The sequence below is a fragment of the Actinomadura sp. genome (genome assembly GCF_044508335.1).
Classification (GTDB): Bacteria; Actinomycetota; Actinomycetes; order Streptosporangiales; family Streptosporangiaceae; genus Spirillospora.
In genome coordinates this window covers 1-15632 of record NZ_JBIQHY010000023.1, presented here as the reverse complement: position 1 = coordinate 15632, position 15632 = coordinate 1, and the positions used below count along the sequence as shown (strand labels likewise).

General features: G+C 72.0%; 16 protein-coding genes. 6 read left to right on the top strand and 10 right to left on the bottom strand.

The features are described from left to right. Positions 1-65: 65 nt before the first annotated feature. Positions 66-263, bottom strand: coding sequence for a VOC family protein (locus ACIWVC_RS11385; protein ID WP_396445543.1), 198 nt, complete (start codon positions 261-263; stop codon positions 66-68). 289 nt (positions 264-552) lie between these two features. On the opposite strand from ACIWVC_RS11385, the gene ACIWVC_RS11380 reads away from it, so the two are divergent. The 3 genes from ACIWVC_RS11380 (at position 553) to ACIWVC_RS11370 (ending at position 5041) form a co-directional block, all read left to right on the top strand. Then, complete coding sequence (locus ACIWVC_RS11380; protein ID WP_396445544.1) at positions 553-3297, top strand: AAA family ATPase; 2745 nt, start codon at positions 553-555, stop codon at positions 3295-3297. A gap of 80 nt (positions 3298-3377) precedes the next feature. Then, positions 3378-4334 carry an alpha/beta hydrolase gene (locus ACIWVC_RS11375; RefSeq protein ID WP_396445545.1) on the top strand — a complete coding sequence of 319 codons (957 nt, stop codon included), beginning with the start codon at positions 3378-3380 and terminating at the stop codon, positions 4332-4334. Next, the gene (locus ACIWVC_RS11370; RefSeq protein WP_396445546.1) at positions 4331-5041 is read left to right on the top strand and encodes an alpha/beta fold hydrolase; all 711 of its coding nucleotides are present in this window, start codon (positions 4331-4333) and stop codon (positions 5039-5041) included. The genes ACIWVC_RS11375 and ACIWVC_RS11370 overlap by 4 nt, the downstream gene beginning before the upstream one ends. Before the next feature lie 39 nt (positions 5042-5080). On the opposite strand, the gene ACIWVC_RS11365 is transcribed toward ACIWVC_RS11370, so the two are convergent. The 5 genes from ACIWVC_RS11365 to ACIWVC_RS11345 all read right to left on the bottom strand — a co-directional run bounded on the left by ACIWVC_RS11365 (position 5081) and on the right by ACIWVC_RS11345 (position 10145). Continuing rightward, positions 5081-6160 carry a hypothetical protein gene (locus tag ACIWVC_RS11365; protein ID WP_396445547.1) on the bottom strand — a complete coding sequence of 360 codons (1080 nt, stop codon included), beginning with the start codon at positions 6158-6160 and terminating at the stop codon, positions 5081-5083. A gap of 49 nt (positions 6161-6209) precedes the next feature. Beyond that, positions 6210-7598, bottom strand: a complete 1389-nt coding sequence (locus tag ACIWVC_RS11360) for a DUF4419 domain-containing protein (RefSeq protein WP_396445548.1) — start codon at positions 7596-7598, stop codon at positions 6210-6212. A gap of 117 nt (positions 7599-7715) precedes the next feature. Beyond that, positions 7716-8441, bottom strand: coding sequence for a class I SAM-dependent methyltransferase (locus ACIWVC_RS11355; protein ID WP_396445549.1), 726 nt, complete (start codon positions 8439-8441; stop codon positions 7716-7718). 22 nt (positions 8442-8463) lie between these two features. Beyond that, on the bottom strand, positions 8464-9087 hold the full coding sequence (locus ACIWVC_RS11350; protein WP_396445550.1) for an NAD(P)H-dependent oxidoreductase: 624 nt from the start codon (positions 9085-9087) through the stop codon (positions 8464-8466). Then, positions 9084-10145 carry an LLM class flavin-dependent oxidoreductase gene (locus tag ACIWVC_RS11345; RefSeq protein ID WP_396454112.1) on the bottom strand — a complete coding sequence of 354 codons (1062 nt, stop codon included), beginning with the start codon at positions 10143-10145 and terminating at the stop codon, positions 9084-9086. The genes ACIWVC_RS11350 and ACIWVC_RS11345 overlap by 4 nt, the downstream gene beginning before the upstream one ends. A 150-nt stretch (positions 10146-10295) precedes the next feature. On the opposite strand from ACIWVC_RS11345, the gene ACIWVC_RS11340 reads away from it, so the two are divergent. Continuing rightward, positions 10296-10757, top strand: a complete 462-nt coding sequence (locus ACIWVC_RS11340; RefSeq protein WP_396445552.1) for a MarR family winged helix-turn-helix transcriptional regulator — start codon at positions 10296-10298, stop codon at positions 10755-10757. Positions 10758-10805: 48 nt separating this feature from the next. On the opposite strand, the gene ACIWVC_RS11335 is transcribed toward ACIWVC_RS11340, so the two are convergent. Further along, complete coding sequence (locus tag ACIWVC_RS11335) at positions 10806-11573, bottom strand: aldo/keto reductase (RefSeq protein WP_396445553.1); 768 nt, start codon at positions 11571-11573, stop codon at positions 10806-10808. Positions 11574-11648: 75 nt separating this feature from the next. Then, on the bottom strand, positions 11649-12074 hold the full coding sequence (locus ACIWVC_RS11330; protein ID WP_396445554.1) for an MmcQ/YjbR family DNA-binding protein: 426 nt from the start codon (positions 12072-12074) through the stop codon (positions 11649-11651). 145 nt (positions 12075-12219) lie between these two features. On the opposite strand from ACIWVC_RS11330, the gene ACIWVC_RS11325 reads away from it, so the two are divergent. Further along, positions 12220-12813, top strand: a complete 594-nt coding sequence (locus ACIWVC_RS11325; protein ID WP_396445555.1) for a hypothetical protein — start codon at positions 12220-12222, stop codon at positions 12811-12813. Between the two features lie 54 nt (positions 12814-12867). Here ACIWVC_RS11325 and ACIWVC_RS11320 read toward each other — a convergent pair whose 3' ends face one another. After that, positions 12868-13704: an LLM class flavin-dependent oxidoreductase gene (locus ACIWVC_RS11320; protein WP_396445556.1), complete on the bottom strand. Its 837-nt coding sequence runs from the start codon at positions 13702-13704 to the stop codon at positions 12868-12870. 237 nt (positions 13705-13941) lie between these two features. After that, a complete protein-coding gene (locus ACIWVC_RS11315) occupies positions 13942-14571 on the bottom strand; it encodes a TetR/AcrR family transcriptional regulator (protein WP_396445557.1) in 630 nt (209 codons plus the stop codon). A gap of 540 nt (positions 14572-15111) precedes the next feature. Between ACIWVC_RS11315 and ACIWVC_RS11310 the strand changes: the two genes are divergently transcribed. Next, positions 15112-15600, top strand: coding sequence for a carboxymuconolactone decarboxylase family protein (locus tag ACIWVC_RS11310; RefSeq protein ID WP_396445558.1), 489 nt, complete (start codon positions 15112-15114; stop codon positions 15598-15600). Positions 15601-15632 lie beyond the last annotated feature (32 nt).

The window sequence follows — 15632 nt, the reverse complement described above, 5'->3', positions numbered from 1 at the left end:
TCCACGGCCGTGGGGTGGATGTCACCAACCACTAGTGCCCGTACGCCGACCAGGTATGTCGTGCCTTACTTGTACTGGAACAACTCCACGGGGTTGCCGGACGGGTCGTCCACCAGCACCTGCCTGCCGCCGACCCCGTCGACGATCGTGTTCCGGAACACGGCCCCGGCCTCGGTGAGCCGCGCGACCTCGGCCTCGATGTCGTCCACCGTCAGCGAGATGCGGTTCCACCCGCCGGGCTCGGGCACCCGCCCGTCCGGCATGGCCTGCCCGCCCCCGCCCCGCCCGGACGGCGCCGACAGGGCTATGTGCCGATCCGACTGCCCGGGAGGGTGGGCGCCTCAGCGGCGAGGGCACGGTGCCGTAGTCCGGATGCCTGTGCCACGGGATCGCGGACGGAAAGGTCGCCGTATCCCCACAAAGTCGTCATGGGCGGGTATTGCAGGCGGTCCGGCTGAGTGATTCGGTGAGGGGGCGGTACACGGCCGTCATGGGCCGCGACGCGGGCGCCGGTCCGGCGGTGCCCGGGGGCCGGCTGATCGAGTGGCGGTGGTGACCGTGTTGCGTGGCCGGCGCGGCGAGTGCGCCGAGATGGACGAGCTGCTGGAGGCCGTCCGGAGCGGGGAGAGCCGGGCCCTGGCGCTCCGCGGCGAGGCGGGCGTGGGGAAGACGGCGCTGCTGGAGTACCTGGTCGACCGGGCGCCGGGGTTCCGGGTCGTCCGCATCACCGGGGTGCAGTCGGAGATGGAGCTGGCCTTCGCGGGCCTCCACCAGCTGTGCGCGCCGATGTCGGACCGGTTCCAGCGCCTCCCCGACCCGCAGTGCGAGGCGCTGCGCGCCGCGCTGGGGCTGAGCGCCGGGCGCGCCCCCGACCGGTTCCTCGTCGGTCTCGCCGTCCTCGGGCTGCTCGCCGACGCCGCCCGCGAGCAGCCGCTGGCCTGCGTGGTGGACGACGCGCACTGGCTCGACCGCGCCTCGGTGCAGGCGCTGGCGTTCGCCGCCCGCCGGCTGGAGGCCGAGTCGGTCGCGATCGTCTTCGCGGTCCGGGAGCCGGACGAGCCGGACGAGCTGACCGGGCTGCCGGAGCTGGCGGTCGCCGGCCTGGACGACGACGAGGCGCGGGCGCTGCTGCGCTCCGTCGTCCCCGGCCCGTGGGACGAGCGGGTCCTCGAACGGGTCGTCGCGGAGGCGCGCGGCAACCCCCTCGCGCTGCTGGAGCTGCCGAAGGAGGCGACGCGCGCCGAGCTCGCGGGCGGGTTCGGGGTGCCGGGCGCGGGCGCCCTCGCGGGCCGCATCCAGGAGATCTACGAGCGGCGCGTCGCGGGGCTGCCGCCGGCCGCGCGGCGGCTGCTGCTGGCCGCGGCCGCGGAACCGGGCGGCGAGCCGGTGCTGCTGTGGCGGGCGGCCGACCGGCTCGGGATCGGCATCCAGGCCGCGACCCCCGCGATCGCCGCCGGGCTGGTCGAGATCGGCGACCGGGTGCGGTTCCGCCACCCGCTGGTCCGCTCCGCCGTGTACTGGGCCGCGTCACCGGAGGACCGCCGCGGCGTCCACCGCGTCCTGGCGGAGGTGACCGATGAGCGCGCCGACCCCGACCGCCGCGCCTGGCACGCGGCGCAGGGCGCGCCGGCCCCGGACGAGGACGTCGCGGCCGAACTCGAACGCTCGGCCGGGCGGGCGCGGGCGCGCGGCGGGCTCGCCGCGGCGGCGGCGTTCCTGACGCGGGCGGTGGAGCTGACGCCCGATCCCGTCCGGCGGCAGGAGCGAGCCCTGTCCGCCGCGTGGGCGGCGCACCAGGCGGGCACGCCCGACGCCGCCCTGCGGCTGCTGTCGGTCGCCGAGGTCAGGCCGCTCGACCGGCGGCTGCGCGGCGAGGTCGACCTGCTGCGCGCCGAGATCGCCTTCGCCGTCGACCGGGGCCGCGACGCGCCCCGCCTGCTGCTCAGGGCGGCCGGCCGGCTCGAACCGCACGACGTGCCGACGGCCCGGGACACCTACCTCGAAGCGATCAGCGCGGCGCTGTTCGCGGGCCCGCTGGCCGACGGCGTGGGTCAGGCGGAGACGGCCGCGGCCGCCCGGTCCGCGCCGCCGCCTCCGGGCGCCCCGCGGCCGGCCGACCTCCTCCTCGACGGCATGGCGCTGCGGATCAGCGAGGGCCTCGCCGCGGGGATGCCGATGCTGGAGCCCGCGCTGCGCGTCTTCCGCCGCCCGGACCTGCCGGAGGAGGACGGCCTGCGCTGGCTCTGGCTGGCCGGCGTGACCGCCTCGACGCTGTGGGACCACGAGACCTGGTCGGTGCTCGCGGCCAGGCACGTCCGGCTGGCCCGGGAGTCCGGCCAGACCGCCGCGCTGCCCTTCGCCCTCACCCAGCACGTCGCCGTGGCCGTGTTCGCCGGCGAGCTGGCCGCCGCCGCCTCGCTGGTCGAGGAGGTCGCGACGGTGTCGGAGGCGATCGGGATCCCCGTCCCGCCCTACGGCGGCCTGCTCGTCGCCGCGTGGCAGGGCCGCGGCGCCGAGTTCGCCGGGCTGATGAAGACCGTCGCGGCGGAGGCGCGGCGCCGGGGCGAGGGCAACGCGCTCACCGTCGGCGCGTGGGCGAAGGCCGTGCTGTGCAACGGCCTCGGCCGCTACCGGGACGCGCTCGCCGCCGTCCCGGAGGCCGGTGAGGACCGCCCGGCGGCCATCGGCACCGGGCCGTGGGCGCTGGTCGAGTACGTCGAGGCGGCGACGCGCGCCGGGAGGCCCGGGGACGCCGCCGTCGCCCTCCGGCACCTCGGCGAGGCGACCGTCCCGGCCGGTACGGACTGGGCGCTGGGCGTCCACGCCCGGTGCCGGGCGCTCATGAGCGACGGCGCCGCCGCCGAGGATCACTACCGGGAGGCGATCGACCGGCTCGGGCGCGCCGGCGTCCCCGGTGAACTCGGCCGGGCCCACCTGCTGTACGGGGAGTGGCTGCGGCGGCGGCGCCGCCAGCGGTCCGCCCGCGAGCAGTTGCGCGCCGCCTACGAGTCGTTCACCGCGATGGGCATGGAGGCCTTCGCTGGACGGGCCGCGACCGAACTGCGGGCCACCGGTGAGCACGTCCGCAAACGTGCCGTCGAGACCGCCGGTGAGCTGACCCCGCAGGAAGCCCAGATCGTCCGGCTCGTCCGGGAAGGGCTGACCAACCCCGAGATCGGGGCACGGCTCTTCATCAGCCCGCGCACCGTCGAATGGCACCTGCGCAAGACGTTCGGCAAGCTCGGGATCACCTCGCGGAGGCAACTCCAGCGCACCTCCGCCACGGGCCGGGCCTGATCCCAGGCCCCGTCCGCTAGGGACAAGGCCCGTGCCCCACCCTGGTCCCCAGGGGCTTTCGCCCGACGACAGTTGTCGGCATGAGCAACCACATTCTGGAACCGGCTGCGAGGGACTTCGCCGACGTGACGTCCAAGCCGCCGTTCATCTACGAGCTGCCCGTGGACGAGGCCCGCAAGGTCCTGGACGACCTGCAGGCCGCACCGGTGCCGCTGCCCGAGGTGGACGAAAAGTGGATCACCGTGCCGGCGGACGTGGGGGACGTCCGGGTGCGCGTCGTCAAACCCACCGGGACGTCCGGCCCGCTGCCGGTGGTGCTGTACGTGCACGGCGGCGGCTGGGTGCTGGGCAACGCGGGCACCCACGACCGGCTCGTCCGCGAACTGGCGGCCGGGGCGAACGCGGCGGTCGTGTTCGTGGAGTACGACCGTTCGCCCGAGGCCCGCTACCCGGTCGCGATCGAGCAGGCGTACGCCGCCGCGCAGTGGATCACCCGGTCCGGGGCGGACGAGGGCCTGGACGCGTCCCGGCTGGCCGTCGCGGGCGACTCGGTCGGCGGCGACATGACCGCCGCGCTGGCGATCATGGCCAAGCGGCGCGGCGACGTCCGGTTCGTCCACCAGTCGATGTACTACCCGGTGACCGATGCCGGGCGGGACACCGGCAGCTACCGCGAGTTCGCCGGCGGCCCGTACCTGACCGCCAATGCGATGGCGTGGTTCTGGGACGCCTACGCCCCGGACCCCGTCCAGCGGACCGAGGTCACCGCCTCACCGCTGCGCGCCACACTGGACGACCTGCGCGGACTCCCGCCCGCCTTCATCATCGTGGACGAGAACGACGTGCTGCGCGACGAGGGCGAGGCGTACGCCCGCCGGCTCACCGAGGCCGGCGTCCCGACCACCAGCGTCCGCTACAACGGCATCCTGCACGACTTCATGATGCTCAACACCGTCCGCGACACCCATGCCGCGCGGGCCGCCACCGCCCAGGCCATCGATGTCCTCAAGACCGCCCTCGGAAAGGCGAACCCATGAGCACCGACCGTCCCACCATCGTCCTCGTGCACGGCGCCTTCGCGGAGTCGGCGAGCTGGAACGGCGTCATCGAGCGCCTGAACGATCGCGGATACGACGCCGTCGCGGCCGGCAACCCGCTGCGCAGCGTCCCCGGCGACGGCACCTACGTCCGCGACGTGGTCGCGGGCCTGAACCGTCCGGTCGTCCTGGCCGCGCACTCCTACGGGGGCATGGTCATCACCGAGGCGGCCGCCGGGCTCCCGGCCGTCCAGGCCCTCGTCTACGTCGCGGGCTTCGCACCCGACACGGACGAGACCGCGTTCATGCTGTCGGAGAAGTTCGAGGGCAGCACGCTCGGTGCGGCACTGGACGGCTACCCGCTCACCGATGGCGGCAACGAACTCCGGATCGCTTCGGACAAGTTCCACGCCCAGTTCTGTGCCGACCTGGACGCGGACGAGGCCGCCCTGATGGCCGCCACCCAGCGCCCGGTGACGGAACGCGCGCTGACCGGAGGACTCTCCGTGGACGAGCCGGCGTGGCGCACCATCCCGTCCTGGTTCGTGTTCGGCTCCGAGGACCGCAACATCCCGGCCGCCCTGATGCACTTCATGGCCGACCGCGCCTCGTCCCGCGGCACCCAGGAGATCCCCGGCGCCTCCCACGCCCTGGCCGTCTCCGAACCGGACGCGGTGACCACCGCGATCCTCGAAGCGTGCGCCTGAAACCCGTATCCGGCCCGGCCTCACCGGCCACGGCAGAGGTCAGAAACGGCGGGCCTCGTCGAACCACCGGCCGGCCTGCCGGACGGGAACGTGGGCCCGTTCGGCCAGGCCACGGTATGCATCCCAGGCCTGCTCGCGATAATCCGTCTCGATCATGCCGTACTCGGACTGGATCGCGTTCAGGTCGGCGACGAAGCGATGCAGGGCCCGTTCGGCGGCGTCCCGATCTTCGGATGGCCCGATCGCTCGCCGTGCGCGGTCGAAGGCTTCGCATGCCGCCGTAGCGAATGCTTCGGAGTCCTTCACCCAGTCCCGGAACGGGTTGTCCATGTGGGCCGACAGCCACGCCTCCGACTTGGCGCCGATGATCGTCACGTCGACTCCGCGGCCCCCGAACCGCGCCTCGACGGCGGCGGCGATCGTCCGGCTGGTTCCCTGGAGTTCGATGTGCCGCAGCGACGGCTGGTCCGGCAGCTCCTCCGGGTCGAGGCCGTAGGCGTCATCGAGCTGCAGCGAGCGGAGGCGCTCGAATGTGCGCAGTACGTCGAGGTCGGTGGCGACACCGGGTGGATCACCGAACGTGATCGTCAGCTCTTCCAGGCCGGTCAGCTCTGCCAGGGTCTTGGCGGAGACGGCCCCTCCGACCCAGAGCCACAGTTTGGACACGCCTCGCAGACCGTCCGGTATGACAACGTCCGGCCCGTACGGAAAGAACCGCAGGTCGAGCCCGCGGCCCGAATCGGGCGCGTCGACGCGCAGCGTCGCCGGCGGTCTCTGCAGGAGCAGCGAGGTCACCGACTCTGGAAGGCGGATGCTGCGCAGTCGATCGCCGTCCAGCCGGACCGTCCCGACGTGGGTCGCGGTGAGGTCGATGTCACCGGAGGCATCGCTCCAGTACAGGAATCGGATATCAGGACGCGCGGCGAGCACGTCGATGATGCCGCGCTCGGGGCCGGACCACTGAACGGTGAGACATTCCGGAAGCTTGTCCAACTGAGACCAGTCGATCGGCCCCTCGGAGGGGGTGAGCCCGCCGTCGCATGGAGTGAGGTCGAGCACGCGAGTCGACTTCACGATTCGCCTTGGCCCGGCTCCGAAATCGACTTCGACCTCTTGCACGCACCTGACTGTATAGCCGTGCCCGGTCAGCCGGTCACCGACCGACCCGTCACTGCCCTCGGGCGTCCAGCTGGTCGAGGCGGCCGGTCTCCAGGTGCGAGATGTCGCCGCCGGAGTCGAGGGCGGCGTCCAGCAGCAGGGCGAGCGACGCGCCGTACACCGGGACGTCGGCCGGGTCGTCCACCAGCCGGAGCTTCGAGGACGACGGGTCCGCCTCGACGCGGCAGGCGATCCAGTGGGTCGTGCCCGTGGCCTCGTCCACGGCGGCGGCGATGCTCCTGCCGTCGGCGAGATCGATGACCGTCGCGAACGAGCGGCGGTCCTCCCCGCGCCAGACGTACCGGTGGCCGTCCGCGGGACGCAGCCGCCACGCGCCGCCGAACAGCGTCGCCCGCCCGATGCGCCGGTAGAGCGCCACGAGGTCGGCCGGCATGCGGAACGACCGCCAGTCCTCGGCCGGGGCGGCGTCGTGCTCGCGCACGATCCGGTCGGCGACGGCGTCGATCTCGACCGCCGCCGGGGCCAGGTACCAGCCGGCGGCCGGCCGCAGCGCGCCGCCGCCGTCCTGCGCCACGCCCACCAGGCCCGCGTGCAGGGCCACGGCCCGGTTCTCGCCGCCGGCCCGGTCGTTGACATTGACGACCACCCGCGACAGGGCGGCCGGCACGGCGTCGCTGCGGATGCCCGGACCGTGGTAGAAGCCGCGCTCGGTCATCGCGTCCCGCGGCTCGTCGATCGGCAGCTCCAGCAGCGGGTTCGGCATGCCGACCTCGCCGTCGGACTCCAGGTACGGGTAGAACCGCGCCGCCCACCCGGTGATCACCTCACCGCCGTAGGCGTCGATCGGGCTGTAGATGCGCCGCCAGAACTCGACGTCGACATCGCCCTGCGCGGCCCGGACGAACTGGTCGGCGATGGGCGCCAGCGACCGGCACCACGCCTCCAGCCCGAACGCGGCGACCGCGTCCACCCGCTCCCGGATCTTCCGCCAGTCCTCGACCGTGCCGGTCAGCGTGATGGACGGGATGCCGCAGACGAACGTCACCCACAGTGCGAAGTACGGCGAGTAGACGTCCAGAAGCGCGACCCGCCCGGCCATCCGCTCGACCTGGGTACTGGTGGAGAAGTCGCACTCGAACGGCGCAGCAGGGCCGATCTCGTCCAGGAGCAGTTTCTCGAACTCCTCCGCGAGGACCTGCCAGGAATCGGCGTCCGCGGGCATGGCCCCGTCGACGACGACGGAAAGCCGTTTCTTCCCGGCGTGGCCGACCAGCCGCGGCCGCAGTTCCTCGGAGTTCAACCGCACGTGCTGGGCCAGCCCCTGCATGATGGTCAGCCAAACCGCATCGGGCGACAGAACCAGGGGCCGGTGCCCGGCGAACGCCCGCCCCACGGCGCTGAGGAGCGGCTGCACCCCGTCGTTCTCCAGTACGGGCATTGCCGGATCTCCGCCGAACACCAGCGCGTCCGGGAACAAATCCCCGACCGCCAGCACAGGCAATTTCTCCTCGGCCGGAGTTACGTCGTCAACCCGGAAACTGACCATCCTCGAACCCTAACCGGAGCCTGCGTTGGATTTGCGGGCGAGGACGAGCCGGTAGCGCGGGCTGCCGTCCTCACGTCGGCCGAGGGCTGCCAGAGGGCGCGTCGTCACGGTGAATCCGGCCGCCGCCAGGTCGTCGCGCACCGCGCTCAGCGGGCAGGTGCGGTAGTACATGACGAACGGCGGGCGCCACACGGCGTTCCGGATGCGCATGGTCACGTCGAATCCGAGCAGGGCCCAGTACCAGAACGAGCCGATGGGCGGGGGCGCGCCGATCGGGAACGCGAAGACGCCGCCGGGCCGCAGCGCGCGGTGCACGCCGGAGAAGAGCGCGGGCCGTTCGGAGGGCAGCAGGTGCCCGAGCGCGCCGAACGTGACCGCGAGGTCGAAAGCCCCGGCGAAAGGAAGGGCCCGGACGTCCGCCCGCACCAATTCGGCCTCCGGGTGCGCGGTGCGCGCCCGGGCCAGCATGCCGGCGCTGAAGTCGACGCCGGTGATCCGTCCCCGGCAGGCGGAGGCGAGCACCTGCGTGCCGGCGCCGGTGCCGCAGCACACGTCCAGCCCGTCACCGAACGGCCCGAGCGGACGCAACGCCTCGGCGGTCGCGTCGAGAACGCCGTCGGGCGTGCGGAACGGCGTGTGGTCGAACTTCGGCGCGAGCAGGTCGTAGCCGTGCTCGACCGATGACAACGCCTGGATCGCCAGTTCGCGCAGGGAAGGACCTTGAGCCGAGAACACCGGCCAAGGCTACTTCCCGCCGTCACCCGCCGCCGGGGGTTGTGCGGACGCCGGTCGCGCGGCTCCGGAGGAGGTCCGCCACGTCCGTCAGGCCCGTCTGGATGCGGCCGTAGACACGCGGGTTGAGCAGCATCGTCCCGTCGAAGTCGCCTGCGGACGCGAAGACCGCGACCGGGACGGTCAGGGCCTGGAAGAAGCCGAAGAGCGGGCGCATGGCGTGCTCCAGGACGAGCGCGTGGTGGTCGCCGCCGCCCGTCGCGGCGAGCAGGACGGGCTTGTTGGCGAGCGCGTACTGGTCGATGAGGTCGAAGAAGTGCTTGAACATGCCGGGGTAGGAGCCGCGGAACACCGGTGCCGCCGCGATCAGGAAATCGGCCTCCTCGGCGAGCCGGAGCGCGGCTTCGATCTCGGGCGGGACGCCGTCGCGCTCGGTCGCCCCGGTGAATCCCGGCCCGAGGCCGTACACGTCGATCCGGGACGTCTCGATCGGGAGCATCTTTTCCAGCGTGTCGAGGACGACGTCCACGAGCCCCATTGTCTTGGACGGGCGGCTCGGGCTGCCGTTGACGACGACGACCCGTAGCACCGCCCCGTCCATGTGCGCGTCCATGTGCGCGTCCCTTTCGATCGCCGCTGCCGTGGTCATGCCGCGCTCCTTTCGCGCGAAGCGATTTCGCGGCGCACGACCGGCGCCACTTCGGTGCCGAGCCGCTCGATCGCCTCCAGGTGCTCCTTCTGCGGCATCCCGCCGAAGCCCATCTGGATGATGGCGCGGGTCACGCCGTACAGCTCGTGGTAGGTGAGCAGCTTGTCGATGATCTCCTGCGGGCTCCCGACCAGCAGGCCGGCCCTCGGCGACGCCTGCGCGTCGAAGGCGGCCCGGGGAATGAGGAGCCCCTTGCCCCGCTGGTGGTTGTTCTCCGCCATGCCCTTCGCGAAGTAGGGGTACATGACGTCCCTCGCCTGCCGGCTGGTGCGCCCGACGTACCCGTGCACGTTGATGCTGATCGGGAGCGCGTGCGGGTCGTGCCCCGCCTCCGCGGCCGACTGCCGGTAGAGGTCGACGGTCTGCTCGTGGAAGGTCAGCGGCCCCAGCAGCAGCGCGAGCGCCATGGGCAGGCCGAGCCGTCCGGTGCTGATCGCGGACGCCGGCGACCCGCCGACGCCCACCCAGATCGGGATGGTCTCGCCGTCGGCGCGGGGCGCGATGTCGGCGTCGACCAGGGCGGGGCGGAACCGCCCCTGCCAGGTGAGCGGGTTCTGCTCGCGGATCTTGAGCAGGAGGTCGAGCTTCTCGCGGAAGAGGTCCCCGTAGTCGCGGAGGTCGTAGCCGAAGAGCGGGAAGGACTCGGTGTAGGAGCCGCGCCCCGCGATGATCTCGGCGCGCCCGGCCGACAGCAGGTCGATCGTCGCGAACTGCTCCCAGACGCGGACCGGGTCCTCCGAGCCGAGCACGGTGACCGAGCTCGTCAGCCGGATGTTCTCCGTCCGCTCCGCCGCGGCCGCCAGCAGGATGGACGGGGCGGACCCGACGAAGTCGCCGCGGTGGTGCTCGCCGACGCCGAACACGTCCAGCCCGGCCTGGTCGGCGACCTCCGCCTGCTCGATGGTCTCGCGGGCGCGCTGCCGCGGGGACGGCACGGCGCCGGTGACGGGGTCCTCCGTGATCTCGCCGAACGTCATGATGCCGATCTCGAATGCCATGTCCGGTCCTCTCTGTCGCCGGCCCGCCGCCGGCCTCGGCGGTGCGGCCGGTCCGGAGCGGTCGTGCCCCGGCGTCTCCGCAACAACTTGTCTGCGCAGGCAAATATTTCCGGTTGGTCGGGGCGATGGCATCCGGATACGGTGCGGCCTATGGCGACCGAGGGTCTGCGAGACCTTGAGCAGGAGGCCTGGCGGGGGTTCCTGCTGACTCACGACCGGCTCTGGCGCGCGCTGGAGGCGGGCCTCGCGACGTTGAACGTGAGCATGGCCGAGTACAGCGTCCTGTCCCTGCTCTACGAGGCGGGGCCGGGCGGCATGCGCATGACGGAGCTCGCCCAGCGCCGCCTGATGTCCAGCGGCGGGTTCACGCGCCTCGCCGACCGCCTGCAGAGCCGGGGGCTGATCGAACGGCACCGGTCGGCCGTCGACGGCCGCGGTTTCGAGGCGACCCTGACGAGCGAGGGACGGGCGCTGACGCGCCGGGCACGGCGCCGGCATCACGAAGATCTGCGCGAACTGTTCTTCGGCCGCCTGACCGACGACCACCTCCGCGCCCTCGCCGAGATCTGGGCCCTCCTCGACCCCGAGCACGACGAAGCGGCGCAGAAGTGATGCCGTGCGGGGAAGGCGGGGCCTACTCGCCTCCGGCCGGCCGCCGGATCATGCGAGCGAGTCGATCGCGGCGACGTCCTCCTTGGTGAGGGCGATGCCGTCCAGGTCGAAGTTGGCGGCGATGTGCTCGCGGCGCGAAGACCTGGGCAGGATCACGATGCCGTGCTCCAGATGCCAGCGGAGGACGACCTGGGCGGGCGTGGCCCCGTACCGCTGAGCGATCTCGGTGATGACCGGATCGCGCAGATCGGTGTTCTTCAGCCCGCTGTAGCCCTCGACGACGATCCCGCGGCGGCGGTGCTCGTCCAGCAAGGCCGGGTCGTGCTGGGCCGGGCTCCACGGGATCTGGTTGACGGACGGCTGCCGCCCGGTGGCGTCGGTCAGCATGTCGATCTGTGCCGGGCTGTAGTTGCTGACCCCGACATTGCGGGCCAGACCGGCATCCTTGGCGGCCAGCAACTCCTGCCATGTCGAGATGAACTCGTCCCGGCCGGTCGGCCAGTGGATCAGCCAGAGGTCCACGTAGTCGGTGTCCAGCAGCCGGAGGCTCGACTCCAGGGTGCGGCGGGCGTGGCGCGCGTCCTGCGGGCGCAGCTTGGTGGTGATGAAGACCTGCTCCCGGTCGAGGCCGCTGTCCTTCACCGCCCGGCCGACGTCCGCCTCGTTCTTGTACAGCGTCGCCGTGTCGACATGCCGGTAACCGATCTCCAGCGCCGCACGCACCGACTCGTACGCCGCCTTGGGCCGCAGCTGCCACGTCCCGAAGCCGATCAACGGCAGTGCGGTGCCCCCGGCGAGATCCACAGTCTGAGTCATGCCTGGCATTCTGCCCCGGCGCCGGTGCCCGTACCGGGACGTCGCGTCCCGGCTCAGCACCGCCGGTGACGGCGGTCACGCCGGCGGATGGGCCTTGAGCCATTCCGCCGCACGGCGTTTCGACGCGCGCGAGAGCCACGCGTCCTGGACGACTTCCGCCAGTTCGCCGCGGCTGAGCTCGCCGACGCGGCTTCCCCGCAGCAGCACGGACCGGTGGCCGTTGAAATGCGGGGTGGTGAAGAACGGCGACGACTGGTCCTGCACGAGGGCCTGCTTGTCCTCTTCGGACGGAACCCAGAAAACGATCACGTCCTGGTACCGTTCGCCGCTCACGGGATCGACGGCGTCCGGCCGCGGGTTCCGGAAGAAGACGAACGACTTCCCGCCGACCTGGTAGACGGGCTTGTCCTCGGTGCCGGGGTAGATGGTGACATGCGGCATGGCGAGCGCGAGTTCGTGCACGTCCTCGACCCGGGCGGGACGGTCCGCGTCGTCCGTCATGGTGTCAGCGTAGGCGCTGCGGGACCCGCCCTCCATGGGGTGTGAGCCGGTAATGCTGCGCGGATACCCGAGGCTGGGCACCGGTGGGTGGCGGCATGCCGAAACCGGGCATCTCCATGAGGCGGGCGTACCAGCGGGAGGAACGATGCTGTTCAGGCGGGAGGTCCTTGAGGGGATCGCGGGCGGGCGGATCGACCGGGTGTTCCGGGTGTGGGCACAACCCCGGGTGCGCGCGGGCAGCACCCAGCGCACCTGGGCGGGGATCGTCGTGATCGACTCGGTCACGCCCGTCACCCCCGAGGAGATCACCGAGGAGGACGCGCTGCGCTCGGGGTTCCAGGACCGCGAGGCGCTGCTCACCGCCCTGTCCAAGAGCCGCAAGGAGGGCGGCTACCACCGCGTCATGCTCCACCTGGGCGGCCCCGACCCCCGCTCGGAACTGGCCGCGGACGCCGACCTGACCGACCGGGAACTGGCCGGCCTCAAGGCCGAGCTGGACGCCGTCGACGCCCGCAGCCGCCGCGCCCCCTGGACCCGCGAGGTCCTCCGGCTCATCGAGGAACACCCCGGCCTGCGCGCCATGGACCTGGCCGAACGCCTTGACCGGGACAAGCTCCCGTTCAAGTCCGACGTCCGCCGCCTTAAGGCCCTGGGCCTCACCGAAAGCCTGGAGACCGGCTACCGCCTGTCGCCGCGCGGGAAGGCCCTGATGGCCTACCTGCGGTCGTCGGGGGAGTGATTTCATCAGGCTGTTCCGTGATGGTTGTCCACTTGCCGGTGTCAGTCGACCCGCCTAGCGTCCGGCGAGCCCGGCCACGACGGGTGCGAGCGTTTCGGCGGCGCCGGCGCCGAAGACGAAGTAGGAGATCCCGAGTTCGTCCCGTCGGCGCTGGACCTCCTCGGCGGCCGCCGCGGGGTCGTCCGGCAGCACTGCCAGCGAGTCCACCGCGCGAAGCGCCGCAGGGTCGGTGTCGGGCGACGCCATGAACGGCGCGACGGCGTCGCCGACCACCGCCACGTGCTGCGCCAGTTCGACGTCCCGGGCGGCGAGGGCGCGGAAGCCGCGCACCACGCGGGTGATCGCGGCCCGATCGTCTCCCGGCATCAGCGCGAACGCGACCGTGTCCGCGACTTCGGCGGCCAGAGCCTGGGCCTTCGGCCCGCGCACGGCCACCACGACCGGCGTGTGCACGTCGGGACCGTCGAGTTCCCGCAGCTCCGCCACGGTGTCGCGCACCTGGGTCAACCGCTCGGCCGGTGGTGGGACGGGCAGTCCCCGCTCGCGGAGTTCGTCCTCGATACCGGGCCTGCCGGTGCCGATGCCCAGCTCGAAGCGACCCTCGGTGAGCACCGACAGCGAGTGCGCCTCCCACGCGGTGCTCCACGCCGGACGCAGCGGTGAGGCGTACACCCAGGAGCCGACCCGCAGGTCGGTGAGGCTGGCCGCGACGGCCAGCGTAGGGGCCGGCGCCGGCTGCCATCGTGGAACGTCGGGCATCAGCAGCGTGGAGTAGCCGCTGTCGGCGATACGGTGCACCTGGTCTCGCCACGTCCGCAGGTCCGCTGTGATCGGGGCGACGACCCCGAATCGGAAGGGCCTGGTTCCGCTGGTCGCCGTCGAATCGGTCATCGTCCTGTCCAAGTCGGTAGTCGGGTCTGGTCGACGCATGGCGGTGCGCCGTGATCAGCAGCGCGGTCGGCGTCTCACTCCTGGTACGAACGCACCCCCGCCCCGATCCGACACCATCCACCATTCCGGAGCTCGCGTCCGCCCGCCTGAGGCATGTGGCGAGGTGACAGGGCGGCGTCGTCGAGTTCAGGGCTTACGGCGTAGGGCGGTCGGTCTGGCGACCCAGGTGCAGACGCATCAAGTCGAAAGAAACATCCGGACATGGTCGAGCGCCATGTCGAGCGCGATCTCCATGGGCGTGACGTCGTGGGCGGTCTGGGCCAGCAGGTAGCCCCCTTGCAGCGCCGCCATCAGCCCGACCGCGAGCTTCCGGGGGTCGGCTTCGGAGGCGAGTGTCCCGGCGTCCTGCATGCGACGCAGCCCGGTCTCGATGAGCTTTTCCCACTGGTCGAAAGTCTCCGCCAGCGTTGAGCGGGCGACTTCGTCCTGGTCGGAGACCTCCGCGGCGAGAGAACCGAGGATGCAGCCGTACGCGCCTTTCTGCAGCGAATTGCGCTGGACGAGTGCGTCCCTCCACCGGACCAGGCCATTGAACGACCTGAGGCGCTGCAGCGCCGCGTGCTCGCGCTCCATAATCTCTTGCGCGCGGAGCAGGACTACGGCGCGGACCAGTTCTTCCTTGTCGGCGAAATGGTTGTAGAGCTGAGATTTGCTCGTGCCGCTCGCGGCGCGGACCTCGTCCAGAGTGGTCGCGCTGACCCCTTTCATGTACATGAGCTCGGCTGCGGCGGCGACGATGCGCCGCCTTGTCGCCGCGCCGCGGCGGGTCAGCCTCCGCCCCTTTTCGGCACTCTCTGGCCCGGTCACGCAGGCAAGGCTACCGGCCTAGGTGCGGCTTCCTTCGGCGTTGACGATGCCCCTCGGTCATCCAGATCGGATCATTCGGCGGTGGGACGGTGCCCCGACCGCGATCGCCTCAGCCAAGGTGCCGTCGCGGGTCCAGTCGGTGAGGCCGACACCCACTGGACCGCCGACAGCCCCGAGTGTCATTGCCCAGCGCGCATCCCGGCCGTTCCCGCGGCCTCGTCCGTCATCACGATCGCCCTCACCAGGCGCCCGAACCTGGCCACAGAAGAACTGGTCGGTCAAGTCCACTTTGCTTGCCACGTACGCGAGCTTGATCTGAACGGACCTGAACTCGCCGCACGAATGCGGTCGATGGGCACACCGTGATGCCGTACGGCTCCGATGGCGGACGCGGCAGGCTGGCCTCCGGATATTGGCGCGGGCCGCCGAATAACTCCGGTTTACCTCAGCCTGTACCGCACCTTGATCCGGACTACAGAGTCCAACAACGTGTCTGGGTACCTTCGCTGGGAGCTCACCGATGCCGGAAGGAGTACCGAGATGAGCGACGTGACCACCACCAACCGGCGGGTCGACAGCTCCGCCAACGAGGATTTGGCCGAACTCGCCCGCCACGGCGCCGACACCTTCGGCTACAAGGCCCACTTGCGCATCGAGCGCCGGCTCGCCCAGCTCCTGCGTCTGCGGGTATCCCAGATCAACAACTGCACCTACTGCCTCAACCTTCACTACGAGGCGGCACGCGACGCCGGCGTCCCCCGACCGGTGATCGACACTCTGACCGCCTGGTGGGAGACGGACTTCCACGATGACGCGGCCCGCGCCGCCCTCGCCTACACCGAGGCGCTCACCCGCGTCGCGGACGCGACCGTCGCCGACGGTTTCGGTGCCCGGCACGACGCGCTCGCCGAGCACTTCTCGCCGGAGGAGATCCTCGAGATCATCGGGATCGTCATCAACATGAACGTCTGGACCCGGCTCAAGCTGGCCGAGGGCGCCACCCCCGGATTCACGTCGCGGCCGGAGTAGCGGACCCGCCCGTAGTGGCACGCGAGCGACCG